Origin of the sequence: Nostoc sp. (assembly GCF_036917195.1) — a bacterium.
In the GTDB taxonomy this organism is placed as follows: Bacteria; Cyanobacteriota; Cyanobacteriia; order Cyanobacteriales; family Nostocaceae; genus Nostoc.
Window position 1 is genome coordinate 1 of the sequence record NZ_JBALDG010000063.1, and the last position, 18,546, is coordinate 18,546.

Annotated in this window: 12 protein-coding genes; 9 read left to right on the plus strand and 3 right to left on the minus strand. The window is 39.9% G+C overall.

Annotated features, from left to right (window positions below):
- Positions 1 to 73 precede the first annotated feature (73 nt).
- Together V7K40_RS19600 and V7K40_RS19605 are read right to left on the minus strand one after the other, a co-directional pair.
- Positions 74 to 415 carry a transposase gene (locus tag V7K40_RS19600; RefSeq protein ID WP_334962566.1) on the minus strand — a complete coding sequence of 114 codons (342 nt, stop codon included), beginning with the start codon at positions 413 to 415 and terminating at the stop codon, positions 74 to 76.
- 388 nt (positions 416 to 803) lie between these two features.
- Positions 804 to 1,985: an RtcB family protein gene (locus V7K40_RS19605; RefSeq protein WP_334962568.1), complete on the minus strand. Its 1,182-nt coding sequence runs from the start codon at positions 1,983 to 1,985 to the stop codon at positions 804 to 806.
- 1,167 nt (positions 1,986 to 3,152) lie between these two features.
- Here V7K40_RS19605 and V7K40_RS19610 point away from each other — a divergent pair.
- The 6 genes from V7K40_RS19610 to V7K40_RS19635 all read left to right on the plus strand — a co-directional run bounded on the left by V7K40_RS19610 (position 3,153) and on the right by V7K40_RS19635 (position 10,391).
- On the plus strand, positions 3,153 to 4,325 hold the full coding sequence (locus V7K40_RS19610; RefSeq protein WP_334962570.1) for a substrate-binding domain-containing protein: 1,173 nt from the start codon (positions 3,153 to 3,155) through the stop codon (positions 4,323 to 4,325).
- Between the two features lie 625 nt (positions 4,326 to 4,950).
- The gene (gene nifH / locus V7K40_RS19615; RefSeq protein WP_298916780.1) at positions 4,951 to 5,919 is read left to right on the plus strand and encodes a nitrogenase iron protein; all 969 of its coding nucleotides are present in this window, start codon (positions 4,951 to 4,953) and stop codon (positions 5,917 to 5,919) included.
- Positions 5,920 to 6,302: 383 nt separating this feature from the next.
- Positions 6,303 to 7,709: a nitrogenase iron-molybdenum cofactor biosynthesis protein NifE gene (nifE, locus tag V7K40_RS19620; RefSeq protein ID WP_334962573.1), complete on the plus strand. Its 1,407-nt coding sequence runs from the start codon at positions 6,303 to 6,305 to the stop codon at positions 7,707 to 7,709.
- Complete coding sequence (nifN, locus tag V7K40_RS19625; protein ID WP_334962575.1) at positions 7,709 to 9,019, plus strand: nitrogenase iron-molybdenum cofactor biosynthesis protein NifN; 1,311 nt, start codon at positions 7,709 to 7,711, stop codon at positions 9,017 to 9,019. The genes nifE and nifN overlap by 1 nt, the downstream gene beginning before the upstream one ends.
- Positions 9,020 to 9,304: 285 nt before the next feature.
- Positions 9,305 to 10,171, plus strand: coding sequence for a type I restriction endonuclease (locus V7K40_RS19630; protein ID WP_334962577.1), 867 nt, complete (start codon positions 9,305 to 9,307; stop codon positions 10,169 to 10,171).
- 13 nt (positions 10,172 to 10,184) lie between these two features.
- A complete protein-coding gene (locus tag V7K40_RS19635; RefSeq protein WP_334962578.1) occupies positions 10,185 to 10,391 on the plus strand; it encodes a molybdopterin-binding protein in 207 nt (68 codons plus the stop codon).
- 153 nt (positions 10,392 to 10,544) lie between these two features.
- Here V7K40_RS19635 and V7K40_RS19640 read toward each other — a convergent pair whose 3' ends face one another.
- On the minus strand, positions 10,545 to 10,727 hold the full coding sequence (locus V7K40_RS19640; protein ID WP_334962581.1) for a hypothetical protein: 183 nt from the start codon (positions 10,725 to 10,727) through the stop codon (positions 10,545 to 10,547).
- 558 nt (positions 10,728 to 11,285) lie between these two features.
- Between V7K40_RS19640 and V7K40_RS19645 the strand changes: the two genes are divergently transcribed.
- The 3 genes from V7K40_RS19645 (at position 11,286) to V7K40_RS19655 (ending at position 17,930) form a co-directional block, all read left to right on the plus strand.
- Complete coding sequence (locus V7K40_RS19645; RefSeq protein WP_334962583.1) at positions 11,286 to 12,209, plus strand: pentapeptide repeat-containing protein; 924 nt, start codon at positions 11,286 to 11,288, stop codon at positions 12,207 to 12,209.
- Positions 12,210 to 12,337: 128 nt separating this feature from the next.
- Positions 12,338 to 13,696, plus strand: a complete 1,359-nt coding sequence (locus V7K40_RS19650; protein WP_334962585.1) for an AAA-like domain-containing protein — start codon at positions 12,338 to 12,340, stop codon at positions 13,694 to 13,696.
- 76 nt (positions 13,697 to 13,772) lie between these two features.
- Complete coding sequence (locus V7K40_RS19655) at positions 13,773 to 17,930, plus strand: filamentous hemagglutinin N-terminal domain-containing protein (protein WP_334962587.1); 4,158 nt, start codon at positions 13,773 to 13,775, stop codon at positions 17,928 to 17,930.
- Positions 17,931 to 18,546 lie beyond the last annotated feature (616 nt).

The window sequence follows — 18,546 nt, forward strand, 5'->3', positions numbered from 1 at the left end:
ATGGAATTTCTACTTGATGGCTGCATAAATTGCCAGAGTGAAATCCACAATAGCATTTCATAATTTTTTATTCTTATTTAGCGACAAGTCTATTGAGAACACTGGCACCCAACGATAGAATCAATGGTTCAATTGAAGCTACTTTGTGAGATGGCACATTATCCATAACAACTACAGCACCCGTCCATAATTGAGGGAGCAAACATTTTTGTATAAATACTTCAAATGCATTTCCATCCATTGAGCCATTCATTGTGATGACAGCTAAAACTTTTTTTAAGCTTATTGCTCCAATAACCGTTACTTTCGCACCTCTATAAAATGGTTTTAAATCATACGCTCTTTGCCCACACGGGCTGCGAGCATGAGTTCGTGTTAAACCAAGTAAAACACCCATTTCATCGATGAAAACCAAGTTTTCTGGGTATATAGCTTTAACTTTCTTCCAAAATTCGCACCTTAGCGTTTGGACTCTTTCCGTAGCACATTGACTGCTACGCAGTGTCTTTTTTTTTGTGTCAAATTTTGTCTTTGTAACGCGCGACACATAGCACTAGTGCTTACCCATTTATCGTAAGTTTGTCCCCAATATTCACAATATTCAGATTCGCTCTGAAGATGCACTTAGTTATTAAACGAACCGCCAAGTACGCCAAGACAGAAGGAGTAACCATTAAGTGCAAGCTCACGGAGAATTGGTATAAGATTATTTAAACCTGTCACCGATGATTGTTCAATCGACTTAGAAAGCGTGTCCTGCGTTTAAAAAATAAAAAAGTGGGCATTGCCCACTTTACATAAATTTAGCCCTTAACACAAAGAATTTGCTTGAGTGTTGCTACAACTTCAACCAAATCTGCTTGATTTTCCATCACTTGTTCTATCGGCTTATAAGCACCAGGAATTTCATCTAATACACCCTCATCTTTACGGCATTCTACACCATTTGTTTGCTCAATTAAATCATTAAGTGTATAGACATTTTTCGCCTTATTTCTTGACATCAAACGTCCGGCACCGTGGGAACAAGAACAGAAGCTCTGGGCATTACCTTTACCCTTAACAATGAAAGATTTTGCCCCCATCGAACCAGGGATAATCCCATAGTCTTCAGTCTGGGCGCGAACTGCACCCTTACGAGTAACATATACATCCTCATCAAAATGCACTTCTTTTTCAGCATAATTGTGATGACAATTAACCTGCAATAAAGGTTTAATTGCCTTCCCACCTGTTAAATGCTTCTCAACTATGTGCTTAAAACGCGCCATCATTACATCGCGGTTGACACGTGCATAGTCTTGTGACCATTGCAAATCGTACCAATATGCTTGGAATTCTGGCGTACCAGCGACAAAGTGAGCCAAATCAGGGTCAGGCAATTTATTACCTGCCATCTTTGCTAATTCCTTAGCTGTATGAATGTGCCACTGGGCTAATTTATTGCCAATATTGCGCGAACCAGAATGCAGCATCAACCATACTTGATTTTCTGTATCAAGGCACACTTCAATAAAGTGGTTTCCTCCACCGAGAGAACCCATCTGTTTCATTGCTTTACTTTGTAGGTCTTGCACGCCGCGATGCAAATCTTTGAAATCATCCCAGCGTTGCCAGTTGGTGACAGATTTTTCAATATCTTTGTTTTCCTGAAATCCAGTAGGAATTGCTGCTTCAATATCCAGGCGGATTTTCTTCAGTTTACCTTCCAGTTGTTCAGCGGTAAATGCTGTCTTTATAGCGCTCATTCCACAACCAATATCTACACCGACAGCAGCTGGGATAATTGCCTCTTTGGTCGCAATTACTGAACCAACTAAGGCACCTTTTCCTAAGTGAACATCTGGCATTAATGCCACGTGCTTAAACACAAATGGTAACGATGCCACATTCTTTGCCATCTTAGTTTCTTCTGAACCTAAAAAGTGATTTGCCCAAGAAAATACGGGTATTGGTGTGGTAATTTCTAAATTTTCGTATGGCATAATTTCTTCTTTTTTGGATTTTACATTTTAGATTTTGGATTGGGCATAGGGCATTGATAATCATCGCTATGCTTTATAACCTATTACTTAGTTAGTTGTAGCAATTTAAATGTTGTATGTCTTTCATTTGGCTCCCTCAATTTTCGTGAAGCTGAAGAACTACTATTAGGAGTAATATGTGTATGTAATATAATTGTAGTGCAATAACGTACAAAAGTCAAGATATCACCACAGAGAGAAAGCAGATGCTTCCAAGATGTATTAAAATTTGTAAATAAAACCACCTGTTTAAATAGTTCCTTAAAGTTCTGACACAATATGGCAGTACGTCAAAATACAATCTAGGAAGGTTTTTACAGTAATTCTCATTATGAGAATGGTTATCAATAATTGAGAGTAAAACTAACTGATGTAAGTAGGAAGCCGGAGAGAATGCTTCTGAATGTTGAATTTAAGGTATGTGTAGCTATTTAAAACAAATTATTAAAGACAACGCTCTACCAAGTAATACATCACAAAAAACCAGAAATACTTTATCTGGTTCCACCTCATCCAAAAAATCTCGAATTTGGTTATCGCTTGGAATCTAATCTATGCCAAACAAGCTTTGAGCATTGTTATGCCCTTTCTTGAGTGCCATTGATTTTTGATGGGCAAAAAATCAGGGGCTTTAAGTAAAAAATACTGAAAATGTGCTTAATGCTGCATCGCTCATCTGATAACGTTTGTTTTTTCCTGTTCACTGATCAGGAAAATCTTCTAAAATTGACCGAAAGTAGAGCATTATTTCATTGAAAATGCTTGCCTGATTCAACAAAAGTTCCTACGTCTATAAGTTAAGCAGGAAGCAACGCGATTTTCTGAAGTCGGACAAAAACGAGTGATGATGCTTTACTCTGCCGGAGGCGATCGCTAAACAGAAAGTTCAGTACATTAGTAAAATAGATACTTATTAAAGATACTAAAAAGCAACCACCCGCAAAAATAATTTGCGCTAGGCAAGCAAATTGGCAATTTGTGTGATAGTCTTTTTATATGGGGAATCAAGAAAGCGAAAGCACAAGAAGTCTTCAGAGAGAAATGATGTAAACTCAAAGATCAGACTTTCGCCTTGGCAGATGCTTTGTTAAATCCGCTACGGCTTTTTGAAATTAACAGACAAAGCCAATGAAGCAGGATAGTGATCTCCGTAATAACTTGAAGTCGATTAGAACTCGCTTAGGCATGAGCCAACAAGATTTGGCTAACATCGCTAGTGTTACTCGTCAGACTATTAGTGGTGTAGAGTCGGGACAATATGCTCCCTCAGTTGCCATAACACTTCGTTTGGCCAAAGCGCTTGGCTGTCAAGTTGAGGATCTATTCTGGTTAGAGCGGGATTTACCTAAAATTGAAGCCGTTCTTGCCAAGCCTGTTGCCTATGGTCAGCCGCTACGAGTCAGTCTGGCTCGCGTAGGAGGACAATGGATAGCTTATCCCTTGATTGGCAAAGATGCTTTTCGCCAAGATATGATTCCGGCCGACGGTGAAGCAGTTGCCGGGGTTCCCGCAAGGTATCTGGCGAGTGAGGATAAAAGCCGCATAGGTACAGATAAAGTTCAAGTGCGGCTTCTAGACGATAATTTGGATACCCTTCACAACACAATTGTGATTGCTGGCTGTGCGCCTGTGATTTCACTATGGGCGAGAGCAACTGAACGTTGGCATCCCCAACTGCGAGTCCAATTTAACTTCGCCAACAGCATGGCTGCATTATATAGTCTATGCCAAGGTGAAGCGCACATTGCCGGGATGCACTTGTATGATGCTAAGACTGGTGAGTATAACACTCCCTTTGTTCGAAATGTTCTAGCTGGGAGGGAAGCAGTTCTGATTACCCTTGGTGTATGGGAGGAGGGACTTTTGGTAAAGTCTGGTAACCCAAGGAGAATCAGAACAGTTAGCGACTTGGTACAAGGGGGAGCCACTATTGTCAACCGCGAAATAGGTTCCGGTAGTCGTATGCTTTTGGAACAAACACTGCAAGAGCAGCAGATACCGTTCCATGCTGTCCAAGGCTTTGACCATATTGTCAAAAATCACCAAGATGTTGCCCAAGCTGTAGGATTAGGAGTTGTGGATGCAGGTATTAGTACGGCATCTATAGCTACCGCCTTTGGGCTGGGATTTGTTCCCCTACATCAATCAAGATACGATTTAGTGATTCTCAAGGAATATCTAGAAGAAGCACCAGTACAGCAGTTGCTTAGTACTTTAGGACATCGGCTGGTTCACTCACAATTTGAAATTCTCGGCGGTTACGATATCAGTAAAATCGGAGAAGTTGTAGCGACTGTTTAGAGTAGATTGCAATGCTTAGTTGGTTGTGTGGTTAAAGGAAAACTTGGCGTAAATTTAAATTCCTGTTGCAACTACTCTTTAGGTATGAGCAACCTTCAGACGATTACAACAACTGATAATGCTGAAGAAAGAAGATATAGAGTTATGCCAATTCGTAATTCGTAATACTTGCCTCCGGGAGAAGTAAAGTACGTAATGACGCTCTCTACAAGACGCGCAAAGGACGCGGACTCGCTACCGCTACGCTAACGTAATTAAGAAATTTGGATTTAATCTGGGTTTCCAGCTTGGAATCTGTAGCTTTCTTTTTTCCAATTGGTATTACTACCGCCAGAGAAATCATTTGAGTGAGCGGATGGTAATACTTGCAATATTCCTTGAGTAATGCCTTATTGATCTAGCCATTAGTCAAAAAAAATAATGACTAATGGGCAACGAAAACTGACTCAAACTTGAATATGTTCTGGATTCAGACTCTTTTTGCTGTAGAACGAGCACCTCCAATGACGTTCTACATAAGGTCACTGCTGTAATTTTACAGCGCGATCACCTCCGGTGGGTAGAAAGTACCAACACCTTATAAATAGACAGACTCAGCAAACAAACAATCACAGGATCAATCATCATGTCCGACGAAAAAATTAGACAGATTGCTTTTTACGGTAAAGGTGGTATTGGTAAATCTACCACTTCCCAAAACACCCTTGCTGCTATGGCAGAAGTGGGTAAGCGGATTTTGATTGTGGGATGTGACCCCAAAGCTGACTCTACCCGTTTGATTCTGCACTGTAAAGCTCAAACCACCGTGTTGCACCTCGCTGCTGAACGAGGTGCTGTGGAAGATATCGAACTTGAAGAAGTAGTTATCAATGGTTTCCGAGATATCAAATGTGTGGAATCTGGTGGTCCTGAACCTGGTGTAGGTTGTGCCGGTCGCGGTATCATCACCGCCATCAACTTCCTTGAAGAAAACGGCGCTTATTCAGATGTAGATTTTGTATCCTACGACGTATTGGGCGACGTTGTGTGCGGTGGTTTCGCCATGCCAATTCGTGAAGGTAAAGCCCAAGAAATCTACATCGTTACCTCCGGTGAAATGATGGCGATGTTTGCTGCTAATAACATCTCTCGCGGTGTTCTCAAGTACGCCCATACTGGCGGCGTGCGTTTGGGAGGTCTAATTTGTAACAGTCGTAATACTGATAGAGAAGACGAACTGATTAGCACATTGGCGGCCAGATTGAGTACTCAGATGATTCACTTTGTTCCCCGCGACAACATTGTGCAACACGCAGAATTGCGACGGATGACTGTCAACGAGTACGCACCCGATAGCAATCAAGCTAATCAATACCGGACATTAGCAGACAAGATTATCAACAATACAAATCTTGCCGTTCCCACACCTATTGAGATGGACGAGCTAGAAGATTTGTTGATTGAATTTGGTATTCTCGAAAGCGAAGAAAATGCTGCAAAACTGATAGGTGCTGCTAACGCTCAAGCAGATGGTGAGAAGAAGCTAGAAGATGCTGAAGGCGAAGCACTAGAAGCGCTGAAAAAAGGCAACGTAGAGATTGTTGCTGGTAGTTAGAAGAAGTAAGGTTCTTATTCAGAATCAGGTACTAAATACAGAGGAAATATAAGGTGGGCTATTCTTGCCCACTCTTTCACTAATCGTTTAAAATGGAGGTAATCGAATAGCTAATCTTAACTTCTGTGTGTTTCAGCTTTCTCGTGCTAACACTAATATACTAACACGCACAGGGCAAGATTAATACTTTAATAGTCTAGTTCGTGTTTTTGTTTTCTCCTTCTCTAACCTAGTTGATGTTGATGTTTTAGGGAATGGGAAATTCTCTTTCTCATTCCCTTTTATTTCATACTTTAGATACACAGTAAATAGATAAAAATCCTATAAAAGCCTTTGGGAATTCAGTTAACACCTAATAACTTCTACCTATTGTCAGCAAACAAATGAATCCCACCCCAGGAAAAATCAACGATTCACTCAGTGACTCAAATTCTGAAGATGCTCGTCAGCAGCAGATACAAAAGAAAAAAAAGTCTTCCACACAATTACCCCAACCTGGCACTACTCAAGGGAGTTGCGCTTTTGATAGTGCAATGATTACTCTAGTACCAATCACTGATGCTGCTCATGTAGTCCACGGACCAAGTGGTTGTGCTGCCAGTATTTGGGGAAGTTATAGCAGTCTCTCGTCTGATTCAATGTTGTACAAGATACGCTTTAGCAGCGACATCGATGAGAACGATATCATCTTCGGTGGAGCCAAAAAGCTGTACAAAGGCATTTTAGAATTACAAAGACGCTACAAACCTGCGGCGGTATTTGTTTACTCCACTTGTATCACCGCCCTGATTGGGGATGACATCGAGGGAGTTTGCAAAGATGCCACCGAGAAAACAGGAATACCCACTATTCCTGTACATTGCCCTGGATTCATTGGAAACCAAAATTTGGGCAACCGTGTTGCTGGTGAAGCAATGCTTTTACATGTTATTGGAACAGCTGAACCAGATACTAGTACACCCTATGACATTAACCTAATTGGTGAATATAACATCGCAGGTGCAATATGGAACGTTCTACCGTTATTGGAGAAATTAGGTATTCGAGTTTTGGCAAAAATTACAGGTGATGCTGTCTATAAAGAAGTTTGTTATGCCCATCGTGCCAAGCTTAATGTGATCCTCTTCTCCAGAGCACTAATCAACATGGCAAAAAGCATGGAGAAACAATATGGCATTCCCTATATTGAAGAGTCTATTTATGGCATAGAGCAAATCAATCAGTGCCTAAGGAATATTGCCGCAAAGTTGGGTCATCCTGATTTGCAAGAACGTACAGAAAAACTAATTGCAGAAGAAACTGCTGCTTTAGAAAAGAAACTCGCTCTTTATATCACCCAATTGCAAGGTAAGCGCATTATCCTTTCTATTGGAAATTTCAAGAGTTGGTTGATTATCTTTGCGGCTAAGAGATTGGGGATGAAAGTTATTGCTATTCTTAGTAAGAATAATATTGAGGAAGATAGAATTAGAGTCAAAACTTTGCTGGGTCAGGATGGCATAATTTTAGAACAAAATAGTCCTCAAGAAATCCTACAGATAATTAACGAAAATCAAGCTGATATGTTAATTGCTGATAAACGTCATCAAGACGCCTCTCTCACAGCTAGGATTGCATTCCTAGACATTAATCAAGAACGCAACCATCCCTATGCAGGCTACATAGGAATTTTAGAGGTGACACAAGAACTGTATGCCGCTTTTTACAACCCTGTGTGGGAGCAAGTATGCCAGCCAGCCCCGTGGTCAGAGGATGAGGAAGCAGGAAATTTTTTAGAGGAGGACGTTTGATGGCGATTATTAGCGTTACGAGTACATCAGTTGCAGTTAATCCCCTGAAGCAAAGCCAAACTGTAGGTGCAGTTTTAGCCTTTTTGGGGTTGAAGGGAATGATGCCTTTATTACATGGTTCTCAAGGTTGTACTGCTTTAACTAAGGCAGTATTAGTACAGCATTTGCGTCAGGCGATTCCCCTTTCCAGTACAGCAATGACAGAAGTTGCAACCATTTTGGGTGGTGAGGAAAGAGTTGAACAAGCAATCTTGACTTTGGTGCAGAGATCCAAACCAGAAATTATCGGTCTTTGTAGCACTGGACTCGTGGAAACCAGAGGAGATGACATGGGGCGTTTTGTTAAGGAGATTCGCTACCGTCACCCAGAACTAGATTACTTACCAATTGTGCTTGTCTCTACACCAGATTTTAAAGGTACATTACAGGATGGCTTTGCTGGTGCAGTTGAGAGTATAGTCAGGGAAATCCCCCAAAAAAGCTCCAAGCAAGACGCTTGTCCTACACAAATCACTATTTTGGCGAGTTCTGCCTTCACACCAGGAGATGTACAGGAAATCAAAGAGATTGTCACTTCCTTTGGACTCGTACCTATTGTTGTACCTGACCTTTCTGGCTCACTAAATAGTCATATAGAAGATTCCTCTACTGCCATCACAGCTAATGGCACTACTTTGGCACAGTTGCGCTCAATCGGCAGTTCTGTATTCACTTTGGCATTAGGTGAGAGTATGCGGGCTGGGGCGCAAATTTTGGATAAGAGATTCAATATACCTTACGAGGTATTTAGTGAACTGACGGGACTAACAGCAGTAGATAAATTCCTGCAAGCATTAACGGATATCAGTGGTGTCAGCGTACCTAAGAAATACCGCCGTCAACGCCGTCAGCTACAACATGTGATGTTGGAGAATCACTTTTACTTTGGTTGCAAGCGAGTTTCTCTAGCGCTGGAACCAGATTTACTTTGGTCAACAGTTTCTTTCATGCGATCGCTCGGAGTTCAGATTCATGCAGCGGTGACAACAACACGCTTTCCTCTGCTGGAAAAACTTCCGATTAAAAGTATCACCATCGGCGATTTGGAAGACTTTGAGCAACTGGCGGTTGGGTCTGATTTGCTAATTACCAACTCTCATGGAGTGGCGATCGCTCAACGCTTAAAAATTCCTCTCTATCCTCAAGGGATTCCCATTTTTGACCGCTTAGATCATGGTCGGCTCACCAAGGTTGGCTATCAAGGTACCATGCAACTTTTATTTGATATTGGCAACCTGTTTTTAGAGCAAGAAACAAAGGTTAAGCATTAAACAGAGCTAACTCTAACTGTTCATCACAATATTACCAATAATATTGGTAATACGTAGCACAAGATACAATCTTCCAGATCAACTTCAGCTTTGATAGTTACTATCAAACCGTATACTTCATCAAGAATATACCAACCGATGCCAGTAACTAAGCACTAGCTTCTGCGTTGACTTAAATTAAGTCTTCTACTGTTGATGAATCCAGCACAGCTAAAAAAAACAACTGCTAAAACGAGTCGTGTTTCAAAAAAGCTTCGCCGCCGTTTTAATTTCACACAATCTGCGATGCCTGTGGCACGTGTTCCTGTAGCGTCTCGCAGAGAAGCCATTGCACCATCTTTGCTCACCTGGTTCGAGGTTATTGGCTACACAGTTTTGTTAGAGCCAAATATTGCTTTGGGTAAGCATCAGATAGGACGCAACAGTTATAGTGATGTGGTTTTGTATCAGCGCCTTCATAGTGCTTTGCAGAAAATTAACCCCACAAAATCTGATGAGGCGATCGCCGCAGCCATCCATCAGGTTACTTACACAGGAAGTTCCGACTTGCCAAAAAATAACTATTGCTTTCACAAATTATTGACCAATGGTGTGGAAGTTGAATACCTGTATAACGAAGAAATAGTTCATGACAAAGTGTGGCTGATTGATCCGTATAATTTACTGAACAATGATTGGCTAGCGATTCATCCCTTGAGTGTAGTTGAGGGAAGTTATACTCACTGTCCTGATGTAGTCGTCTTTATCAACGGTTTACCCTTGGCGGTTATTGTCTCGATTCAGCCAACTGATGAACAGTCCACTTTCAAAGAAGGTTATCAACAAATTCAGACCTACTGTCAACAAATACCAAAGCTGTTTTCCTACAATACATTCCTAATTATTACTTATGGAAGTCGGGCCCGAATCGGTACATTAACCTCGGACTGGGAGGAGTTTTTACCTTGGCGCACGATTGATGGCGAAGACTTTCCTGCCAAGAGTGCAACTGAACTAGAGGTGCTAATTCAAGGCATTTTTGATAAGCGGCGTTTTTTCGAGTTGGTTAAGCACTTTGTGGTGTTTGAATCAAACGAAATCAAGATCACTAAAAAGCTGCTTCGCCGACCTTTTTGTACAATCCCAAATTCCAACAAAACGTTTAACTATTAAGGAGTACCAGAATATGGAAATTAGCGCTCGTAATACATTAAAAGGAACTGTTAAGGCAGTTCAAACTGGAGCCATTAATAGCGAAATTACACTAGAAATTGCACCAGGTATAGAGATAACTGCAATCATTACTAAGGAGTCTGTAGATAATCTTCAGCTTCAGCCAGGAAAACAAGCACAAGCAATTATCAAAGCATCAGATGTGATAATTGGTGTATAAAACAAAGCGTTAATAATTGAACATGTATATAGCAATCCTATCTGATTTGTGAAAATTCTCGCTGTCCAGATCCCCGACTTCGTAAAAGTTGTCAGGAATTTAATTTTTCACAAATGATTTAGGATGTGCTATAGAAAATATACTGCATTCTTCTCAGATAGCGATCGCCAGCATGATCGCTAAATCTGGTTCTCGAGATGCACCAATTTGAATCTTTTGTTGAATGGCGGTAGTTTGATTAGGCAGTGAACAACCTTGAAACAGAACAATTTCCTTACTGTTCTGGAACATCTGACAGGCTACCTCAAAAGCTCCCAAACCTGTTAAAGGTCCCATTCCGTTTAACAGTAGTAAAACAGGCGCTTAAGTCTGTTTTGGTCTCAGCATAATCACTTCAATGGGGTAACTTTGCTCCTCAACAGCCTCTGAGTGTAGCTTTTTGTTTTGAGGGATCGCATACAGATGTTGTCGAAAATCTAAAGTTGCAGCAATAGCTTGTTAAGCATTGTCAAAAAAATGTTGAGTTTGAGGTTTAAGACTTGGATTTTTGCAAATCCCCTGACTCTAACAGTTTATTAAAGCATTTTCATTTGAAATCAAACAAGTACATAAATGTCATATCTTTATCTCTACTATGAGATATTTTTACTTACCGCTTCACAAACTAGTTTTTTGTCAATATATAAGTATTACAACTTTGAATATACAATGTCATACATATTACTTCTATACATATCTATATAATTTCTCAATAAATATAATTCATGTATTTAGTTAAATTATGTTAATCTTAATAACAAAGAATTAAGTATAAATTATTAATTAAATATTGTTATATTGGATGAGAATTCGTTGTAGGCGGTAGATTATTGTTAATTAAATTTGCTTAAAACAATGATTGCCCAAGAAATTCTCAAGCGCTATGCAGCTAAGGAAAGAGATTTTCAACACCTGAATTTAAGCCAGATTTCTTTACAGGGTGTTGATTTCAGTAGTGTTGATTTCAGCTATGCTAACCTCAGTAGTGCCAATCTCAATGAGGCTAACTTAAGTTGTGCTACGCTGGTTTGGACAGACTTAAATCGAGCAGACCTCCAAAAAGCCAATTTGCAAAATGCAAATCTATTAAATGTGAGTTTATTGTGGGCAAACTTGAGTCACGCTACTCTAATTAGAGCGAACTTAAGCGGTGCTCACTTAAATTATGCCAAGCTTGATTCTGTCTGCTTACGAGAGGCAAATTTAACAGATACTGATTTAGAAAATGCTTGTTTGACTCAAGCAGACTTAACTGGGGCAAATTTGTTTAAAGCAATTTTCAAAGCCACAGATTGCACTGGCGCTAAGTTTGATGATGCCAATCTTCGCCAATCCAACTGGGAAGGGGCGATTTTATGTGCTGCTTCTTTACAACGAGTCGATTTGGAAGGAGCGCAATTACAGGATACTATTTTAAAGGGAGGTGACTTAACAGAATCAGATTTAATTAAAGCGGACTTGAGTAGTGCAGATTTGAGTGATGCAATTTTACGTCAAGCTGCCTTGGAGTTAGCTAGTTTATTTAATGCAGACTTGAGTGGTGCTGATTTAAAGTTAGCTTCTTTATTTAATGCCAATTTAGAGGAGGCGGTTCTAAATGGAGCAAATTTGAGTGATAGTGATTTAAGACACGCAAATTTCACAAATAGCCAATTAGAGGAGGTAAATTTTTCCGGTTCTCGCGTTAAGGGAGCGCTATTTACCGATGCTATTGGGTTAACCTCTCAACAAAAGCAATGGTTGAGGAAAAATGGAGCATTGAATATTTCTGATTTGTAGAATGAATCTCATGCATGTGCTAAGAGAAGCGCAGAGAAGAGAAGTAAGAAAAATATTTAGTGTCACAAACAATTTAGAATTGCTGTATTAGGATATAGAGCTTTAAATACCTTTATTTTTGAAAAGAAATGAGGAGCATAGAACAAATTATCGAATGTACTGAAACATTAATTAATCATAAGACAGGAAAATCGCTCTCATTTATTCAAAAAGCTGTCTTGTCAGCATCTCTATTGGAAACAAAAAAAAATTACGCACAAATTGCTATAGAAAACAATTACTCAGAAAACTATATTAGGCAATTGGTTGCTCCTAAATTGTGGCAACTACTTTCTAATAGTCTTGGCGAGAAAGTTAATCGTACTAATTGTCGTGCTGTGCTGGAGCAACGACTAAATAATTCATCTTTGCAAACAATATCTCAGCCTACCCATATGTGGCAAAAGATAAATTTAGAACCTCCAGATGGACAAGTTCCGCTTTCTTCTACCTTGTATATTGAGCGGGGTTTAGAACAAGCCTGTTATCAAGCAATTCTTCAACCTCGTGCGTTTATCCACATCAAAGCGCCGCGAAAGATGGGGAAAACTTCTTTAATGACTAGAATCCTTGCTTATGGTAGTTCGCATGGTTATCATACTGTAAGGTTAAGTTTACATCGTGCTGAAACAGAAGTTTTTAGCTCATTAGAAAAATTTTTACGCTGGTTCTGTGCAAATGTTACTCATCAGTTAGGAATAAAGTCGAAGCTAGAGGAATATTGGGACGAGGATATGGGTGATTTAATGAACTGTACTATCTATTTTCAAGGGTATGTTTTACAGGAAATCAATACTTCCTTAATTTTAGCGTTAGATGAAGTGAATAAGTTGTTTGAATATCCTCAATTAACTTGTGACTTCTTGGGGCTATTGCGCTCATGGTATGAAGAAACTAGAGATATATCAATTTGGCAAAAATTACGAATATTGATTGTTAAATCTACCGATATTTATATTAATTTAGATATTAATAAATCTCCTTTTAATGTAGGATTAGCTATTGATTTGCCTGCTTTTACAAGATTGCAGTTAGAGGATTTAGCACAACGTCACGAACTCCAACTTACAGCTTTGCAATTTGAACAATTAATGGCGCTTACAGGAGGATTTCCTTACTTGGTGCGACTGGCATTTTATCATAGCGTTCAACATCAAATTTCTGTGGACGATATACTACAAGATGCCACGAATGATACTGGAATTTTTAGTGAGCATTTGCACAATCAGTTACATTCTATTCTGCAAAATCCTGATTTGATTGATGGTTTTCAACAGGTTATTAAGTCAACTGTACCGATTACTTTAGAGCAAGAAGTAGCATTTAAGTTAAAAAGTTTAGGGCTGATATATCTAGAAAATAAAACTGCAACAGTTAGTTGTGGGTTATATAGAGAGTATTTTAGTGATTACTTTATTAATAAAACAGCAATTTTAAATCATTTGTAATAAACAAGCTCTCAAGATACCCGACTTATTTAAAAATTCGGGGATGTGTAACTTTGAATAAAAAACAAGTTGACTCATGTTGAAAGTAGTAAAAACTTATATACAGTACTATTGGTATTTGAAAATATACATAATCTTCTTTTTTAGTAATATATTTATTTATTTTCTTACCTATTCTCACCCAGCTAACGCTCAAATAATACCTGATAAAACTTTAGGAACCGAAAAATCTACCATTACCCCTCAGAATATTCGTGAATTAGTTGGTGGAGGTGCAATTCGCGGTGGTAATCTTTTCCATAGTTTTCAAGAGTTTAATGTTAATCAAGGGCAGCAGGTTTATTTTAGTAATCCAGCAGGTATTAATAACATCCTCACTCGCGTTACAGGAAACCATATATCTAAGATTTTGGGCACATTAGGTGTAGATGGTGCTGCAAATTTATTTTTGATTAATCCGAATGGGATTGTTTTTGGTAAAAATGCTCGGTTAGATATTGCAGGTTCTTTTACGGCTAGTACTGCAAATGCAATTAAATTAGGAGAAAATGGGTTATTTAGTGCTACTGAACCTCAAAAAAGTGATTTATTAATAATTCAACCAATAGCTTTATTTTCTAATGCCTTACACCAACAGCAGGCAGAAATTAGCAATCAAGGGAATTTAACAATAGGTACTGGGCAAACTCTGACTTTACAGGGAGATATTGTTACTAGTAATGGTTCCTTGAGTGTACCAGGCGGAACAGTGCAGCTTTTAGGAAATCAGGTAAGCTTATTAAATGATGCCAAGATTAATACTGATGCTGTTAACAATGGTAATGGCGGCACTGTAATTATTAAAGCAAACGATTTGACGCATTTTGAGGGTAATATTAGCGCCCATGGTAGTAAAAATTCCGGGAATGGTGGGTTTGTAGAAGTATCAGGTGGCAGGGTGGAATTTGCTGGTACTGTAGATACTAGTGCTGCAAAAAATGGTTTTGGTACATTACTGCTTGACCCGAAAAATATTCTGATTCAAGCAGGGGGCACTGTTAGTGGTCAAAGTTTGAGCCAAGCGCTAGCACTTAATAATGTTAGTTTACAAGCTAATAATGATATTACTGTTGATGATGATATCACAGGCGTTGGGGCAAATAACTTTAACTTAGAAGCGGGGCGATCGCTCACCATTGCACCCAACCGCAGTATCATTCTTAATGGTGGTAATTTTAACGCCAAAATTAACGATGAAAATGCGATCGCAACCGAAAGAGATTCTGGAGTAGCGCAATTTTTGATGAACCCAAGTTCCCAAATCTTCACCAATGGCGAGAATGCCACTATTAGATCAGGAAAGTTTGGGCAAAATAGTCAAATTAATACTACCGATGCATCTATTATCTCTGCAAAAAGTAGTGGCAATGGTGGCAACATTACTCTAAACGCTATCAATGATATTACAACTGGTAATTTAATTAGTGGGTTTTTCAACATACCCAATATTACCGACTCCATTAATAGCGGTAACATCACTATTAACAGCAGTGCAGGTGGAATCACCACTACTAATTATCTGTTAGCTAATGCCCAACAGCAAGCAGGAGACATTTCACTACTAGCCGCAGGTAATCTCAGTCTCAACGCCCTAGGCAATTTTCCTCGTTCGGGTAATATCGCTTCTATTGGAGACACACCAGGGAAAATTACATTTACTAGTGGTGATATCCTCTCTGGTAAAAATATCCGCATTGTCAATGCCAACTTAGGTGCTGGTAAAGGCAATGATATTACCCTCACTGCCCGCTCAATCTTTCTAAATACTACATCTATTTTCGCCTTAGCCAGGGGTAAAGGTCGAGGGGGAAATATGATTCTCAATGCAACAGATGATGTAGTAATGCGGACAAGCGATATTGGTACAAATTCTGATGCGGCGTTGGCTGTAAATCTGCCTACTGGTGCTAGCGGCGATGCTGGAGATTTTACTCTCAATGCACGACGGTTGAGCATTAGCCAAGATCCAACAGCTTTTTTCCCTTTTAGAGCAACTTCCATAGGTACTGGAACTGACGCAAACACGACGGGTAATGCTGGGAACTTAACAATCAATGCTTCAGAATCCGTAGAAGTTATCGGTCGTCAACCCACAACCCCGATACTTACCCCTAGCCAATTAGTGAGTCAAATTCTTCAAGGAACGGGAGTAGGTATAAGCACAAATGCTTTTGGGAGTGGTAACGCTGGCAAACTGACAGTTAATACTGGGCGCTTAGTGCTTCGAGATGCAGGTGGAATTAGCACATTCCCAGTGTCAGGTAATGGCGGAGATTTAACAATTAATGCTACAGAAATATTGTTGCAGAATTTTGCCGGGATTCAAACAGCAACTGCTGGTTCAGGGCAAGCCGGGGATTTGACAATTAATGCCGATAATGTAACGCTCACCAATAGGTCGATAATCGATGCAGCGGCGCTAGCTGGTACGGGCAATGCAGGCAACTTAACTTTATCAGTTAAACAACTAAATGTCCGTGATGGTTCCATCGTTTCCTCAGCGACCACAGGAGAGGGCAATGGAGCAACATTAAATCTCAACGCTACCGACAAAGTAGAAGTGGTGGGGACTTTCGCAGACAATAGCAGTTTTCCTAGTAGCATCGCAACGGCTTCACTGAGTCCGATTGGTAATGCTGGGGCTTTGAATATTACGACTGGACAGTTGATTGTCCGGCAAGGGGGAGAGATTACCACCGCTACCGTTGGTCAAGGCAACGGCGCACCCATTACAATTAATACCCGCAGGCTGCAATTAGATAACGGTAGGATTAACGCTTCTACAGCTGGTGCTGGTAATGGAGGTGATATCACTATCAACGCCAGCGAATCTGTAGAAGTTGCTGGAAATGGATTTGCAGACTTGCAAGAAAAAATTATCAATCCAATTTATGCGGGTACTCTTAGCCCTACTAACTTTGACCAGGGAATTGTTGCTGTGAGCGCAGGCCAAGGTAAAGCCGGAAATGTTGTGATTCAAACCCCAAATTTTATCACCCGCAATAGTGGATTAATTGCTACTACTGCCTTGGGTCAAGGAAAAGGGGGGAATATTACCCTTAATAGCAGTAATACTTTCGAGTTAGATAACTCTTTTATCGGTACGGGAACATTAACTAATTCCGAATCTGGCAATGTTAACTTAACAGCACGTCAACTTACAGCCAAAGGTGGCGCACAGGTATTTACTACTACCTTTGGTTCTGGAAAAGCTGGGGATTTAACAGTTAATGCTTTAGAGTCCATTGATTTAATTGACCCCTCACAGCAGAGTTTCGGTTCAGGCTTATTTGCTTCTTCGGCTCAAACTGCTTCGGGAAACGGGGGAGACATTAATATCAACATTCCCAATGGTGACTTAAATATTGGCGATCGCGCAACCATATCTGTCAGCGCTTCAGGAACAGGGAATGCTGGAGATGTCAATATTGATGCCCGTTCAATTTCTCTTAATCGAGGTTCTATCACTGCTACCAGCGTCTCTGGACAAGGAGGTAACATCAACCTGAAGGTAGCCAATAATTTACTTTTACGAAATAACAGTCAAATTTCCACCCGTGCGGGAACAGAAAATAGTGGGGGTGGTAATGGTGGCAATATCAATATTAATAGTGAATTTATTACTGCTGTACCGCAAGAAAACAGCGACATCACCGCCAATGCTTTTGCAGGAAATGGTGGGGATATCAACATTACTACTCAAGGTATTTTTGGCTTACAAGTTAATGACAAACTCACTCCAAACAGTGATATCACCGTCAGTTCTCAATTAGGCATCAACGGCATCGTTAATATTAATACTCCAGATGTTGACCCCTCTAGAGGATTAACAGAGTTGCCTTCTGTGCCTACCGACCCTGCAAATCAAATTATGGCAGGTTGTCCCAGCAACGAAGAGGCGAATTTTGTGATTAGTGGACGGGGAGGTTTACCAGAAGACCCCCGCCAAGTATTGCGTGGTCAGGTAGTTTTACAGGATATGCGAGTAAGTGCAGATTCCCCAAATAAACTTTCAGAGCAAATCAGCCATAGAAAAATACCAGATATAAAAGGGCAACCACCATTACTAGAAGCTACTGGATGGATGATTAATCAACGAGGACAGGTGGAATTGGTGGCAAATATTACTGCCCAAATACAACCTGACGGTGGGAGAAATAAAAGTGATTGTAGAAATTTATCAGATCAACCGTGACCAAATGATTAACCCACATTCTGCAGGTTGTTAATGGGACTTAGACAAAAAACACCGAAAAAAGAGCCTCAAATCTATATAAAGAAAGACTTTGACATCGTTAAGCTTAGTTTATTGATATATCTGGGTTTGGGCTATTTTTGAGCATTTGGTGTATTCCCCTTACCCTGCATGGGTTTGAGGCTTGTTTATCCCGAAAAAATGTTTAAGTCCCGTTAGTTGAATAAAATTTTCCTTGAAGCGTGAATTAAGATGGGATTATCCATAGTTTTTGCTTCTCAAAAATCCTCTGCACCTACTTTACATCCAACTTGTGTATACACGGTAGCCTTAGAAAGGGGAGGGAACTAAATTTCCTTAATCCCCCCAATCCATTGGGAGGATTAAGGGGGTAAAACGCCTGTGAGACATGCATTTGAGCTTAAGTTAATACTAATGCAAGGCCAAGATACCCTACAAATGTACAGATAATTTTGGATAATTTATTTTTTGTCAGTCCCTTAATTGCTGCCGTTGAGCTTTAACTGGACTTTAGACTAAGAAGCACAAAATAACTCAGAGAAGCTGAGTTGAGAACAGCCAAAGCAAAAAAGTAGAAAAATCACAAATTAAGCGA

Excerpts from the sequence above, each read along its gene's own strand:
- V7K40_RS19635 (WP_334962578.1), top strand. The coding sequence starts at position 10,185 with ATGGAAATTAGCGCTCGTAATACATTAAAAGGAACTGTTAAGGCAGTT.
- V7K40_RS19645 (WP_334962583.1), top strand. The coding sequence starts at position 11,286 with ATGATTGCCCAAGAAATTCTCAAGCGCTATGCAGCTAAGGAAAGAGAT.
- nifH (WP_298916780.1), top strand. The coding sequence starts at position 4,951 with ATGTCCGACGAAAAAATTAGACAGATTGCTTTTTACGGTAAAGGTGGT.
- V7K40_RS19610 (WP_334962570.1), top strand. The coding sequence starts at position 3,153 with ATGAAGCAGGATAGTGATCTCCGTAATAACTTGAAGTCGATTAGAACT.
- V7K40_RS19655 (WP_334962587.1), top strand. The coding sequence starts at position 13,773 with ATGTTGAAAGTAGTAAAAACTTATATACAGTACTATTGGTATTTGAAA.
- nifN (WP_334962575.1), top strand. The coding sequence starts at position 7,709 with ATGGCGATTATTAGCGTTACGAGTACATCAGTTGCAGTTAATCCCCTG.
- V7K40_RS19605 (WP_334962568.1), bottom strand. The coding sequence starts at position 1,985 with ATGCCATACGAAAATTTAGAAATTACCACACCAATACCCGTATTTTCT.
- V7K40_RS19650 (WP_334962585.1), top strand. The coding sequence starts at position 12,338 with ATGAGGAGCATAGAACAAATTATCGAATGTACTGAAACATTAATTAAT.
- V7K40_RS19630 (WP_334962577.1), top strand. The coding sequence starts at position 9,305 with ATGCCTGTGGCACGTGTTCCTGTAGCGTCTCGCAGAGAAGCCATTGCA.
- V7K40_RS19640 (WP_334962581.1), bottom strand. The coding sequence starts at position 10,727 with ATGGGACCTTTAACAGGTTTGGGAGCTTTTGAGGTAGCCTGTCAGATG.
- nifE (WP_334962573.1), top strand. The coding sequence starts at position 6,303 with ATGAATCCCACCCCAGGAAAAATCAACGATTCACTCAGTGACTCAAAT.